Annotated in this window: 14 protein-coding genes; 5 read left to right on the top strand and 9 right to left on the bottom strand. The window is 67.3% G+C overall.

Features of this window, described 5'->3' with window-relative positions:
- Nucleotides 1–3: 3 nt before the first annotated feature.
- The 7 genes from MLP_RS29245 to MLP_RS28980 are packed head-to-tail and all read right to left on the bottom strand — an operon-like array spanning nucleotide 4 to nucleotide 6773.
- On the bottom strand, nucleotides 4–432 hold the full coding sequence (locus MLP_RS29245; RefSeq protein ID WP_197536416.1) for a serine hydrolase: 429 nt from the start codon (nucleotides 430–432) through the stop codon (nucleotides 4–6).
- On the bottom strand, nucleotides 341–1132 hold the full coding sequence (locus MLP_RS14005; protein WP_013863781.1) for a serine hydrolase domain-containing protein: 792 nt from the start codon (nucleotides 1130–1132) through the stop codon (nucleotides 341–343). Before MLP_RS14005 ends, MLP_RS29245 begins: the two co-directional genes overlap by 92 nt.
- A 12-nt stretch (nucleotides 1133–1144) precedes the next feature.
- Nucleotides 1145–2386 (bottom strand): kynureninase, encoded by a 1242-nt coding sequence (kynU, locus tag MLP_RS14010; protein WP_013863782.1) that lies wholly within the window; start codon nucleotides 2384–2386, stop codon nucleotides 1145–1147.
- Entirely contained in the window at nucleotides 2383–3255 is an 873-nt protein-coding gene (locus tag MLP_RS14015; RefSeq protein WP_013863783.1) for an amidohydrolase family protein, read from the bottom strand. Before MLP_RS14015 ends, kynU begins: the two co-directional genes overlap by 4 nt.
- Entirely contained in the window at nucleotides 3255–4121 is an 867-nt protein-coding gene (locus tag MLP_RS14020; protein ID WP_013863784.1) for a tryptophan 2,3-dioxygenase, read from the bottom strand. The genes MLP_RS14015 and MLP_RS14020 overlap by 1 nt, the downstream gene beginning before the upstream one ends.
- Nucleotides 4122–4131: 10 nt before the next feature.
- Complete coding sequence (locus MLP_RS14025) at nucleotides 4132–4776, bottom strand: response regulator transcription factor (RefSeq protein ID WP_013863785.1); 645 nt, start codon at nucleotides 4774–4776, stop codon at nucleotides 4132–4134.
- A complete protein-coding gene (locus tag MLP_RS28980) occupies nucleotides 4773–6773 on the bottom strand; it encodes a sensor histidine kinase (RefSeq protein WP_013863786.1) in 2001 nt (666 codons plus the stop codon). Before MLP_RS28980 ends, MLP_RS14025 begins: the two co-directional genes overlap by 4 nt.
- A 172-nt stretch (nucleotides 6774–6945) precedes the next feature.
- Between MLP_RS28980 and MLP_RS14035 the strand changes: the two genes are divergently transcribed.
- From MLP_RS14035 to MLP_RS14055, 5 genes are read left to right on the top strand one after another with little or no spacing between them, the layout of a single operon-like run.
- A complete protein-coding gene (locus MLP_RS14035) occupies nucleotides 6946–7308 on the top strand; it encodes a hypothetical protein (protein WP_013863787.1) in 363 nt (120 codons plus the stop codon).
- Nucleotides 7305–7970 (top strand): hypothetical protein, encoded by a 666-nt coding sequence (locus tag MLP_RS14040; RefSeq protein ID WP_156821159.1) that lies wholly within the window; start codon nucleotides 7305–7307, stop codon nucleotides 7968–7970. The genes MLP_RS14035 and MLP_RS14040 overlap by 4 nt, the downstream gene beginning before the upstream one ends.
- Nucleotides 7971–8005: 35 nt before the next feature.
- Nucleotides 8006–8419 carry a VOC family protein gene (locus tag MLP_RS14045; protein WP_013863789.1) on the top strand — a complete coding sequence of 138 codons (414 nt, stop codon included), beginning with the start codon at nucleotides 8006–8008 and terminating at the stop codon, nucleotides 8417–8419.
- A 58-nt stretch (nucleotides 8420–8477) separates the two neighbouring features.
- Nucleotides 8478–9455, top strand: a complete 978-nt coding sequence (locus tag MLP_RS14050) for an ABC transporter substrate-binding protein (protein WP_013863790.1) — start codon at nucleotides 8478–8480, stop codon at nucleotides 9453–9455.
- A 9-nt stretch (nucleotides 9456–9464) separates the two neighbouring features.
- Nucleotides 9465–10385: a hypothetical protein gene (locus tag MLP_RS14055; protein WP_013863791.1), complete on the top strand. Its 921-nt coding sequence runs from the start codon at nucleotides 9465–9467 to the stop codon at nucleotides 10383–10385.
- Here the strand turns inward: MLP_RS14055 and MLP_RS14060 are convergent.
- Nucleotides 10357–11280, bottom strand: coding sequence for a GH25 family lysozyme (locus MLP_RS14060; RefSeq protein WP_013863792.1), 924 nt, complete (start codon nucleotides 11278–11280; stop codon nucleotides 10357–10359). The genes MLP_RS14055 and MLP_RS14060 overlap by 29 nt on opposite strands.
- A 143-nt stretch (nucleotides 11281–11423) precedes the next feature.
- Nucleotides 11424–12176 (bottom strand): Ig-like domain-containing protein, encoded by a 753-nt coding sequence (locus tag MLP_RS14065; protein WP_013863793.1) that lies wholly within the window; start codon nucleotides 12174–12176, stop codon nucleotides 11424–11426.
- Nucleotides 12177–12209 lie beyond the last annotated feature (33 nt).

Here is a 12209-nt window from a genome sequence, read left to right on the forward strand (position 1 = left end):
CAGCTACCCGATCTCCTGGAACTCCATGAAGAGACCCCAGATCGGATCACACAGTTCGACCTGGGTGAGCAGGATGCTGATCCGGCCATCCGGATCGACGAGGAAGTCGGTGCCCTGGCCGCCGGACCAGCCGTACCGCCCGGCATGCGGACCGGCGAGTTGGACGCAGACGCCGAAGCCCCAGCCCATCCCGTCCCAGAATCCGGGGAGGAAGCTGTCCGGGGTCTTCACACTCGCCGGGACCTGGTCGGTGGTCATCGCCCGGACATGCTCAACCGACAGCAGACGCCGGCCATCGACCACCCCACCATCGACGAGCAGCCGCAGGAATCGGTAGTAGTCACCTACGGTCGACACCAACTCGGCATGGTCGACGTCGAAGGGGGGTGGCCCGGCATAGAAGCCCCCGCCGGCCGGCTCGGTCTCGACCAATCCGGTGTCGTCGAACCGATAGGCAGGCGATAGCCGATCCGTCTTCTCGGTCGGCACCCCAGAACGCGGTGTCGGTCATCCCGAGTGGCTCGAACAGATCGTCGCGGAGGTGGTCCCCGGTCGGTCGACCGGTGATCCGCGAGATCAAGATGCCCAAGATCCCGAAGGAGTGGTGATAGCGCCAGCCCTCGCCCGGCTGGAAGGCCAGCGGCAGCTCGGTCAGCCGGCTCAACCACTCGCCGGCGCCGCAGCTGACCGGTTCCGCCCCGGCCTCGGTACCGTTCTCCGCCATCGCACGCTGCAGCGGCGACAGGGCCCACTCCATCCCGTACCCGCTGGTGTTGGTCAGCAGGTGTCGCAGCGTGATCGGCCGCGCAGCTGGCACGGTCTCGGACAGCTCGGCGGTTGGCGAGGTCAGCACCCGCCGGTTCGCCAGCTCGGGCAGCCAGGTGTCCACAGGATCATCGAGTCCGAGCTGTCCCGACTCGACCAGACGCAGCGCCGCCACGGTGGTGATGGCCTTGGTCATTGATTGGATCCTCATGATCGCGTCGGCCTGGATGGCTGGACCACCGACGACAGCCGACCCCACGGTCACCACCTCAGGGTCACCGTCCGGACCGCAGATCAGCGCCACTGCACCAGGAATCGTGTCGGCCTCGACGTGACGGGCGAGCAGTGTCTTCAGTTGTGCGCTCATACCATCAGCCTGTCACGCACCGGCGTCTCGCAGAACAGTGCGAATCGCGTCGATGCCGAGCTCGAGCTCGGCGAAACTGGTGCTCAGCGGTGACAGACCGATGCGGATGCCATTCGGAGCACGGAAGTCAGGGATCACACCACGCTGCCAGAGCTGGGCGCAGACCTCCCGGAACCGGGGGTGCTCGATCGTGACATGTGAGCCGCGGCAGTCCGGATCCCGTGGGCTCGCCAAGGTCACGCCCAGCGATGCCAGTCGCTCGTCCACCAGTTCCACCGCGTACTCGGTGAGCACGATCGACTTGGCCCGGATGGCGTCGATGCCGGCGTCAGCAATCAGCTCCAGCATCAGCTTCAGTGGCTGCATGGCGACGATCGGCGGCGTACCGGTGAGAAATCTGCGGATGCCGTCCGCCGGCCGGTAGTCAGGGCCCATCGCGAAGGGGTCGTCCGCGCCCATCCATCCCCAGATCGGCTGCTGCAGCCTGGACTGCAGGTCGGCTCGGACGTAACAGAACGCGGGTGATCCCGGTCCACCGTTGAGGTACTTGTACGTGCAGCCAACCGCCAGATCCACCTGCCAGTCGTCCAGCCGCAGCGGCACCGATCCGACCGAGTGGCAGACGTCCCACAGAATCAGCGCCCCGGCCCGGTGCGCCATTGTGGTGATCGCCGCGGCGTCGGCCAGGAAACCCGAGCGGTACGCCACATGGCTCAACACCACGAGCGCGGTCCGATCGGTCAGCACCTCCGCCAGTTCGGCCGGCCGAACCCCACCAGTTCGGTCCGGTTCCAGCCAGCGCAGGGTAAGGCCTCGTTCCGCAGCGATGCCCTGCAGGATGAACCGGTCGGTGGGAAAGTTCTCTCGATCCACGACGATCTCGGTGCGGCTCGGATCGGCGTCGACGGCCGCCCGGATCAGCTTGTACAGCAGCACAGACGTGGAGTCACCGATCACTGTCTGCCCCCGCCCAGCACCGAGCACGACCTCCCCCAGCCGATCGCCCAGCACCGTCGGTTCATCCATCCAGCTCTCGTCCCAGGCCCGGATCAGCCGCCCGCTCCAGACCTCGTTGACGAACTCGGTCAGCCGATCGGACGCGCCGATCACCGGGCGTCCCAGCGAATTGCCGTCCAGATAGGCGACCACGCCGTCCTCGGCACCGGCGAAGTGCCGACGGAACCTGCCCAGCGGATCGGCCGCGTCCAACTCCCCCGCGTCCAACTCCCTAGGCGTCCGGCTCAGCTCACTCACCAGGCGACTCCTTCCAGCTCATCGGCCAGCTCATCAGCCCGGCATCGTCGTACGGTGGCGAACCAGTCCACGATCTCGCTCGTCGATCGCGGTGGCTCCTGCGGACTCCAGGTCAGCCAACCGGGCACTTGGTCCGCCGTCGCGATGGCCTCCATGATCGCTTCGACACCCAGCCCGGCATCGACGAGCCCCTGGAGCTCGTCAAGATCAAGACCCGGTGGCCGGGATCCATTGCCCAGATCGGTGCCGTAGCGGACCTGTCCGCCGGCGCGATGGAAGCGGGCCAGGTTGTCGACGGCGACAGCGTACGACTCCTCGTCGCCGAGCTGGATCGCCAGTGAACTGATCATGACCACGCCACGGCTCAGGGCAGCCACCAGCTCATCCGAGAGTCGCTCGGTCCACGGCGTGTGAGCCAGCACATCCATCCCGGCGGCCAGCGCTCGAAGCGTCTGCCCTTCCCCTTCCGCATGGGCGACTACCGGCTTGCCCCACCGGTGGGCGGTCGCCACCACCGCGGCCAGCTCCTGATCGCCGAGCAGCGGCATCCCGCTGTGCAGCACGACTTTGATCAGGTCCACGCTGTCGGCCAGTGCCTCCACCACGGCCACCCCTGTCCGGGCCGAGTCGATCGCCACCACCCCGCCCGGCGGCGCCCAGGAACGACCGAACGGATAACCATCCGGAGCAGTCAGGAACGGCCCGGTGACCCGCACCCGCAGCCCACCGGGCCCCCGGCGGCGCCACTCCTTAGCCCGATCCAGGTTCCAGCCCAGGTCATCCACCGCGCTGAGCACGGACCCGCCGACTGCATCCGTGTCCACCAGTCCCAGGTGCACATGATGATCACGCAGCCCAGCCAGCAGCATCAGGTGCCGATCTCGGTGCGCACCGCGTACAGCTCGGGGAAGAACGTCAGATCCAAAGCCTTGCGAAGGAAGCCGACACCGGACGAGCCACCGGTGCCGGTCTTGAACCCGATGGTGCGCTGCACCGTACGCAGGTGCCGGAACCGCCAGAGCTGGAAGTTGTCCTCGACATCGACCAGGCTCTCGCAGGCCTCGTACAGGCCCCACGGCGCCTCGGTCGACTCGTAGATCCGCCGGAAGATCGGCACCAGTGCCGGCTGGAAGCGCCAGGGCTCGCGATGGTCGCGAGTCAGGATCTCCTCGGGCACCGGATAGCCGGAGCGGGCCAGCAACCCGAGGAATGCGTCATACAGCGTGGGCTCCTCCAGCAGCTTGGTCAGCAGCGCATGCGCCTCCGGATCGGCAACGAACAGCTCCAGCATCCGGGCGTTCTTGTTGCCGAGCACGAACTCGATGGCCCGGTACTGGAAGGACTGGAAGCCCGAGGCGTTCGCGAGCGAGTCACGGAACTCGGCGTACTCGCGCGGCGTCAAGGTGGCCAGCACGGACCATTGCTCGATCAGGGTGCGTTGGATGTTCTTCACCCGGGCCAGGCACTTCAGGGCATGCTCGAGGTGGTCGTCGACCAGGTCCTGCCTCGCAGCCCGGAGCTCGTGCAGCGCCAGCTTCAGCCATAGCTCGCTGGTCTGGTGCTGGACGATGAACAACAGCTCGTCGTGGTGTTCCGGCGAACTCCGCGGGTGCTGCGCATGCAGCAGTCGATCAAGATCGAGATAGCCGCCGTACGTCAACGCATCCCGCAAATCGGTCCGAATCGAGTCCTCGAGCTCACGCACCGATTGGCGGGCATCCTCGGAATCGGTCATATCTGAAGTATCACCCGCCGTCGATCCCAGCTTCGCGAGCCCGCAGGATCGCCCCCGCACGGTCGGCGACACAGAGCTTGGTGAAGATCGAGGACAGGTGGTTGGACACGGTCTTCGGCGACAGCCCCAGTCGGGCGGCGATAGCGGCATTGCCGAGATTGCCCGCCAGCAGCACCAGAATCTCCCGCTCGCGGGCGGTCAGCTCGGGAAACGGATCGCTGACCCGCGGCGGCGCGGAGAAGAACCGCAGCACCCGCTGCGCTACCCCGGGCGAGAAGATCGCCTCACCCGCGGCGACCGCCTGAATGGCCCGTGCGATCTCTTCCTGCTCTGCTCCTTTCACCACATAGCCGCGGGCACCGGCCCGCATTGCGGTGAACACCGAGTCCTCGTCGTCGAACATGGTCAGCACCAGCACGGCCACCTCGGGGGCCAGTCGGCTGATCTCACGGGTGGCTGCGAACCCGTCGACCTCCGGCATCTGCAGGTCCAGGATGGCGACGTCCGGCCGGTGCAGCACCGTCTCCTTCACCGCGTCCCGGCCGTCGGCGGCCACGGCCACCACCTCGATGTCGGGCAGCGATGCCAGCAGCGCCGTCAGCCCGGCCCGGACCACCGGATGGTCGTCGGCCACGATCACCCGCAACCCGCTCACGTCGTCGCTCCCATCGGAGTCGCTCCCATCGGACTTGCCGCAAAAGGAATCGTCGCGCGGACCGATCCACCGTCCGGGGTCGGGCCCGCATCGAACGTGCCACCCAGCTCGACCGCCCGCTCCCGCATCGACTGCAGACCGACGCCCGGCCGCCAGGGACCATTCGGCGGCCCGTCGTCGGTGATGCTCAGCTGCAGACCGTCGACACATTGCAGACAGACGACGGCAGCAGCCGCGCCGGAATGACGAGCGATGTTGGTCAGCGCCTCGGTCGCGATCCGGTACGCGGCCACCTCCACCGCCGCAGGCAGCGGCGGGATCTCGACCGGCACCTCCACCTGAACCTGAACCGGCGCACCGTCGGAGCGCCAGCTCAGTTGGTCGGCGCGTTGGCGCAGGGCATCGACCAGGCCGAGCTCGTCGAGAGCCGGCGGCCGCAGGTCGTCGACCACCCGCCGCACGTCGGCCAACGCAGTACGGGTGTCGCGGCGCAGCGAGGCCAGCAGCTCGGTGACCCGATCGGCGTCGCCGACGTGGTTGGCGGCCGCATCGGCGGCGAACGCGATCCCGGTCAGGGTTGGGCCCAGGCCGTCGTGCAGTTCCCGACGCAACCGCCGCCGCTCCTCCTCCCGAGCCTCGACGATCCGCTCGCGCGACTGCTGCAGCTTGGCCGACACAGTGATCGCATGGACAGCCACCGCCAGCGGCGCGGCCAGCAACGTGAGCACCCGGTGATCCGCCTCGGCGAGCCGGCGCTCGCCGGGTCGCAGACCGACCTCGAGCTCGGCTATCACCTCGCCGTCGAAACTCAACTCGGTCACCTCCACCCGGGCCGGCCGGTCTCCGTCCGCCGCCAGCGACCGCCCCTGGTGCAGCAGCGCCGCGTACGGCAGCTTGAGCGCCTGCCGGATCGACGTCACGACCCCGGCTATCCCGGCCGATGCGCTGGTCAGCTGCACCCCGAGCCGGGAGACGACCCGGGCGGGATCGGCCCGATCGCCGTACATGGCCCGATCCACCACCCGCTGCAGCCGGGGCAGCAGCGGGGCCGCCACCAGCACCAGCAACACGGTCACCGCCGCCGATCGGCCGAGCTGCGCGGCGACCAACCGATCCAGCAGGGCGACCAGGACCGCGTACGCCAGCAACACCCCGAGGGTGAGCAGCAACCAGCTGACCGTGCGGGAGGCGACCAGCCGGATGTCGAGCAGCCGATACCGCACGATCGCGACGGTGACGGCGATCGGGATCAGCGGGATGGCCAGCAGCACCTCGATCGGCGCGCCGCTGACCAGCGACCACACCAGATTCGCCGCGATCACCAGCACGAGGGCGACCATCAGCCAGAGCAGTTGACGACGTACCTGCTCGGAGCCGCGCCGATAGCGGACGATCAGCGCCAGCAGGGCCGCGAGATAGGCGCCGGCAGTACGCAGGTCGGCGACTCGCCAGAGCGCACCGAGCTGGTCGTAGGCGGCCAGCGTGAGATACCCGTTCGGGAAGCCCTCCTCGGCCGGCTCGGGCGCTGCGCCCATCTGCAGCGCAAACAGCGGCGCGCTGACCACCACGAGGATCACCACCACCCGCCAGCCGGGTGCCACCGGACGACCGTCCGGAAACAACAGCAGCGCGAGTGGGATGGTCAGCCCGATCGCCCACGGCCAGCTGTAGAGGAACAGCGTGACCAGCAGCCGCAGCACCGGCTCCGACGTACCAGACTGGATCCCGAGGTCACCGACCGATAGAGCCGATGTCGCCACCGCCTGCAGCAGCGCACCGACGGCAAACAGCCAGCCGATCGGGTTGCCCGGTCGGTGCCAGGCGAGGATGCCGCCGCAGACCCCGAAACTCAGCGCCATCATCCCGTTGGTGATCATGAACGACTCGAGCACGAGCGCCCACGACCAGCCCAGCCAGGCCGCAAGACTCCAGGCGACCGCGACCAGCGCGACCGTCGATCCCGCCAGCGCTGCGGCGAGCACCCGTGTCCAGCCCATGGCGACCAGTGTCCTGCCGCAGACCTCCCGGCGTCACGGGAGATCTTCCCGGGTCGACCGGGCAACTTCCCGAGCCGGCGCTCCACGCGACCCATGCGATCGGGTACGCCCCGGCCGCAACCTGGTCTCGTCGGCCGAAGTGGCCGATCCGTACCGACCAGGAGGTCATCTCATGCCCACTACCGTCTATCGCACCGGACTCGTCGTCCTCGGTGTCTTCGCCCTCGCCGACCTGGCGTCGCCACTGCTCACCGACGGGCAGACCCCGCCGATGTCGATCGCCCTGATCGGCTCCGCGCTCGGTCTGCTCAGTCTGATCCTGATCGCGCTGGCCTGGCGCGGCCGACTGGCCGCCGCCATCGGAGCGATCGTGCTCCGGCTGCTGTCGGCGCTGACCGCCGTCCCGGCCTTCCTGTTCGACGGCGTGCCCACCATCGCCAAGGTGCTCGCCGGCATCGCCATCGCCCTGGCCGTGATCGGCAGCACGCTGGTGCTCGTCGGCTACCGGCGGCCCGTTGCGGCGGTGACCGCATGACTCTGCGCCGTTGGGGATGCATCCTTGCCATGCTGCTCGCACCGTGGGGTTTCGCGATCACCAATCTCTGCTACGCGCTGGCAATCCGTGGCGGCGGCAGCGACAACACCGGGGCCGAGGCGATCGCCCTGTTCGGTGCTCATCCATCCCTGGTCCGGGTCGGGCTCACCGCCGGGATGATCGGCTGCATCCTGATCATCCCGGCCGTCAGCGGCCTGTTCCGGCTCGCCCCACACAGTCGAACGGTGCTGATCGGCGGTTCGCTGATGATCGCCGGGTACGTCTGCTACTTCGGTGTCCTGCATGCCGATTTCCGCACCTTGGCGATGGCCGAGCACAGCGGCGATCCCGCCCTGTTCGCCTCCGTCATCGACGCCGGGCAAGCAGATCTCACGACCTTGTGGGTGTTCCTGTTGTTCGTGCTCGGCAATCTGATCGGCACCAGCATCGTGGCCGTCGGGCTGCTGCGAACTCGAGGGGTGCCGCGGTTGGCTGCCATCGGAATCCTGTGCTGGCCGCCACTCCACCTGATCGGGCTGATCTTCTTCGGCAACGAGATCCCGCAGGTGCTCGGCGCGGTGTTGCAGGCCCTCGGCTTCCTGGGGTGCGCGCTCACCCTGGCCCGGCTCGAGAGCTACTCGGGCGCCACAGCTACGGCGTAGGGTGAAGTGAACCGACTCGAGAGAGGTGAGATGAGATGACGTTCAACACCTACCTGTTCTTCAGCGGTGGCACCTGCGCCGAGGCATTCGAGCAGTACGCGACGGTGTTCGGCGGCGAGGTCACGATCATGCGCAACAGTGATGTGCCGGCGGAGCAGCGAATGCCGGGTGCCCCGGACGAGGCTGTGATGCACGCCGCGCTCAAGGTCGGCGACGCTCTCCTGATGGGTTCCGACGACCCGAGCGGCGATGGTGGGCCCAAGGTGGGCTTCAACGTCTCCTACACCGCCCCCGACTCGGAGACCGCCGGGCGGGTCTTCGCCGCGCTGAGTGAGGGTGGCGACGTCACGATGCCGATGCAGGCGACCTTCTGGGCTCCGGCCTTCGGCATGGTCACCGACCGGTTCGGAGTGCCGTGGATGGTCGACTGCTACCAAGCGGAGAGTTAGTCGCCCACGACCGTCCCCCACGGCTTAGGATAGGCGAACCTGAGTCGAGGGGGACGACATGTCGATGACCACACTGGCCGACGAACTCAACGGGCTCAACCGTCGCGACCTTCTTGCCGCCGGTTTGGCGGTCTCGATCGCTACCCTGGCCGGATGCGCAGGTTCGGCCGCCGACTCGGCACCCTCCCCCTCGGCAACCGCTCACACGGTGACCGACTTCCTGGGCGAGACCACGATCCCCGTCCAGTCGCAGCGGGTCGTCGCCGACTCGGTGAGCATCTACGCCCACCTGTTCGCCCTCGGCATCACCCCGGTGGCAGCGGCGTTGCCCGGCGGTATCAGCACCTCCTACTTCGCTCCGAAGAACGATCCGATCCGCAACGTGGTCGCCGACGACGGCTGGACGATCGACCTGGAGAAGGCGCTGGCGCTCGACCCCGATCTCGTCGTCGCGGTAGGCGCGGACTACAACACCGACAATTGCCAGCGCTACCGAGCGGCAGTATCGACGTACTGCTTCGAGGAGGGTTACCGCGACATCGACGAGGTCAAGCGCAACTTCCTCGCCCTCGGCGCCGCCCTGGGCCGATCTGACCAGGCGTTGGACGCGATCGCGGACTACGACGCCAAGGTGGCCGACGCCAAGGAGCGGTTGGCCCCGAAACTCGGTGAGATCGGACAGGTTGGGGTGGTCCGATTCGACTCCGGCGGCTTCATCGGGATCCGGCGGGACGACATCCACAACGCCGTGTTCTACTCCCTCGGATTGTCCGAACCTGAGTGGCCGCCTGCCGGAGAGAGTGGCTACGTCGAGCTCAGTCTGGAGTCCCTCGAGGTGCTGAATGGGGCCCAGACCCTCTTCGTGACCACCGACGATGATGTCGACATCGACGAGACGAAGGTGTTCAGCTCCAAGATCTGGCGGCAGGTGAAGCCTGTCGCTGCCGAGCGTGCCTTCTTCGTCGGCGCATGGAACGGCAGCGACCTGCTGCAGCTGAATCGAATGGTCGACGACGTGGTCGCCGCCGTCAGTTGACGGCGAGCGATGAGACTGCCTGCCGAGAGCCCAGCGGCGTGGACCGAACGGCATCGCGCCACCCTCTTCCCCGACCATCTCGCCACACTCGACCATCTCGCTGGAGGGGACCGCCCCGCGCACGTTCTCCGCACCACCGATGAACTGGTTGCCGGGACTCTGGTTCAGGCGGTCGACGACCTCACGACCGGCGGCACCCCGCTCGCCGCCGCCGGGATGCAGTTGGCCAGCAGCTATGCCGGGCTGATGTCGTGGTGGATCGGCGTTGCACTCCTCGGCGCCGATGCCGCCATGGTCGTCTCGCCCAATGCGGTGTCGTACTGGTGCCACCCCGGCGACTATCCGGATGCGCTGGAGATCGCCAATCCGATCGGTGCTGTGGTGCCGCCAGGTCATCGGTGGAGCGACCACTCCGGCGTCCGCGTCGCGCCACCCCGGCAGGTGGCTGAGGCCGCGGCTCACTCCGCGATCGTCGCGGCAACACCGCTGGTGGAGCAGCTGCACGAGCTGACCAGGGCCGGGCGGGTCGGGTTGTGGCACGAGGTGGCCGACTCCTTCGCCGGGGCCGCCGTCTATCAGCAGGACATCCGGGTCGGCAGGTCGGATCTGCAGACCATCGACGACGCGCTCGCTCTGCCCGGCGCGCCGTGGCGCCGCCGGCCCAGCCTGCGACTGCACTCTGTTCCAGGCGGGGCTGTCTGCATCCTCCACAAGGCCGGCTGCTGCCTCGCGTACACCACGCAGAGCAGTGTCGACACCGAGTTCGATGAGGATCACCAGGCCTTCGAAACCGCATTCCCGCCCGAGCGCGGACAGCCGGGCTACTGCGTCAGTTGCAAGTTCCGCAGTATCGAGGAGGTCACGAGGATGCAGTTGTGGTGGCGGGCGCGCGAGGCAGGCGTCACTTCGTCTGGGTCGCCAGCACCTTGAGCCGGTCCAGATTGTTGGAGAACCGGTTCTGGTCGATCACCGTCGCGGAGTACTGCCAGAAGGTGTAATACGGCCAGCCGCCGGGGAGCTTGCCCGGCCCGGTGGTCGGGGTCCAGCGCGCCACCCAGAGTGGATTGGTCTTGCTGAACTTCTTGCTGTTGCCGGTGCACTTGGACCACCAGTCAGCGGTGGTGTAGATCACCACGTCCCGCTTGGTCAGCTTCTTGTACCGCTTCACGAAGGACGTGATCCAGGAGACCATCTTCTTCTTCGACAGGCCGTAGCAGATGTTCTTGCCGTACGGGTTGTACTCGATGTCGAGCACCCCGGGCAGCGTCTTGCCGTCCTTGGTCCACTTGCCGCCGTGCTTGACGAAATACTCCGCCTGCTTCTTGCCGCTCTTCCCGCCAGGATTCGCGAAGTGATAGGCGCCGGCGAACATGCCGGCCGCCTTCGCGCCACCGAACTGCGAGGTGAAGTACGGGTTGCGATAGCTGCTGCCCTCCGTCGCCTTCACGAACACGAAGCTGCGGTTCACCTTGGTGAAGCTGACCCAGTCGACCACGCCTTGATAGCTGGCGACGTCGATGCCGACCACGCCGGTCATCGGCACCAGGTCGCCTGCCTTGGTGACCGTGGAGAAGCTGGAAACTCGGCTGTCGCCGCCAGTCGCCACGTGTTTGTCCACCGAGCGCTGGACGCCCCCGCGCCAGCCCATCGTCGCGTTCCCGGACTCGACGCCCGCCTTCCTCGCCGTCGCGTTGGGCGTCGTCGGGTCCGCGCCCGGACTCGCGTTGGCGAGCACGGGCGCGGACACCGAGCCGATGAGCGCGACCACGCTGCTGATGGCCAGCACCCGCACGAATCGGGCTGAGGTTGAGGCTGAGGATGACATCGAATCTCCAGAGGGCGACACGGCAACGACACACCAGGCGCGCTCAGCCTAAGCAGACCTCAAGTGTCACGTCAGCCCCGTGGGTGCATTTGTGTCACATTCCGCACCAATACCCTCAGGGTCAGGATGAGAGTCAGATCCCGCTACTTCGTCACCTTCAGCTTGATGACCTTGCTCGTCGACGTCTTGGCCACACCGTTGCCGACGTACGTCGCCTTGATCTTGTGAGTGCCCTTCTTCAGCTTCGGCAGGGTGATCTTGATGGTGCCCTTGGCCGAGGCCTTCAAAGTCGCGCTCTTGATCACCTTCTTGCCGTTGTAGACCTTCACCGCACCGGTCGGACCAGGCGTGGCGACTGACTTCACCTGCACGGTGGCAACGGCCTTCTTGCTCTTCTTGATCTTGGTCTTGTTCAGCTTCAGCGAGCTGGTCGAAGCGGCCTTGGCAACAGCCAGATTGCCACTGGACATGCTCCGGATGACGTCACCGGCCTTGAGGCTGCCGGTGAGGAAGCGCAGGGAGTGCGTGCCCGGGGCGAACGCCGGGGTCGAGTTGGCCGCCGTCGGCAGGGTGATGGTGGTCGAGAACGATCCATCCGTGCCGGCCTGGATGATCGCCCAGACCGTCTTGTTTGCATGTGGGCCGGAGCCGATGTGTGAATAGGCGCCGTCATCGATCTTGACCGCGATCGTGGAGCCGGACGAGCCGTCGCCGACCGTCCAGCCGGTGCCCGAGATGGCCACCTTGCCACCCACCGTGAGGCCGGTGCTCTGCACCGTCAGCGTCGGTTCGTCAGCCGCCCGCGCGGCCGGCGAGGTGGCGACGAGCGCGCCGCCGATCAGAGCCAGAGTCGTCAGAAGCCATAGGACAGGTCGCCAAGAGCGTGTGAGATTCATCGGACAATGGTAAGGCAACACTTACCACGCCGA

Origin of the sequence: Microlunatus phosphovorus NM-1, from assembly GCF_000270245.1 — a bacterium.
Classification (GTDB): Bacteria; Actinomycetota; Actinomycetes; order Propionibacteriales; family Propionibacteriaceae; genus Microlunatus; species Microlunatus phosphovorus.

Coding starts and splice junctions, on each gene's coding strand:
- MLP_RS14005 (WP_013863781.1), bottom strand. CDS start 1,132: ATGAGCGCACAACTGAAGACACTGCTCGCCCGTCACGTCGAGGCCGAC.
- MLP_RS14015 (WP_013863783.1), bottom strand. CDS start 3,255: ATGCTGCTGGCTGGGCTGCGTGATCATCATGTGCACCTGGGACTGGTG.
- MLP_RS14020 (WP_013863784.1), bottom strand. CDS start 4,121: ATGACCGATTCCGAGGATGCCCGCCAATCGGTGCGTGAGCTCGAGGAC.
- MLP_RS28980 (WP_013863786.1), bottom strand. CDS start 6,773: ATGGGCTGGACACGGGTGCTCGCCGCAGCGCTGGCGGGATCGACGGTC.
- MLP_RS14035 (WP_013863787.1), top strand. CDS start 6,946: ATGCCCACTACCGTCTATCGCACCGGACTCGTCGTCCTCGGTGTCTTC.
- MLP_RS14040 (WP_156821159.1), top strand. CDS start 7,305: ATGACTCTGCGCCGTTGGGGATGCATCCTTGCCATGCTGCTCGCACCG.
- MLP_RS14045 (WP_013863789.1), top strand. CDS start 8,006: ATGACGTTCAACACCTACCTGTTCTTCAGCGGTGGCACCTGCGCCGAG.
- MLP_RS14050 (WP_013863790.1), top strand. CDS start 8,478: ATGTCGATGACCACACTGGCCGACGAACTCAACGGGCTCAACCGTCGC.
- MLP_RS14055 (WP_013863791.1), top strand. CDS start 9,465: ATGAGACTGCCTGCCGAGAGCCCAGCGGCGTGGACCGAACGGCATCGC.
- MLP_RS14060 (WP_013863792.1), bottom strand. CDS start 11,280: ATGTCATCCTCAGCCTCAACCTCAGCCCGATTCGTGCGGGTGCTGGCC.
- MLP_RS14065 (WP_013863793.1), bottom strand. CDS start 12,176: ATGAATCTCACACGCTCTTGGCGACCTGTCCTATGGCTTCTGACGACT.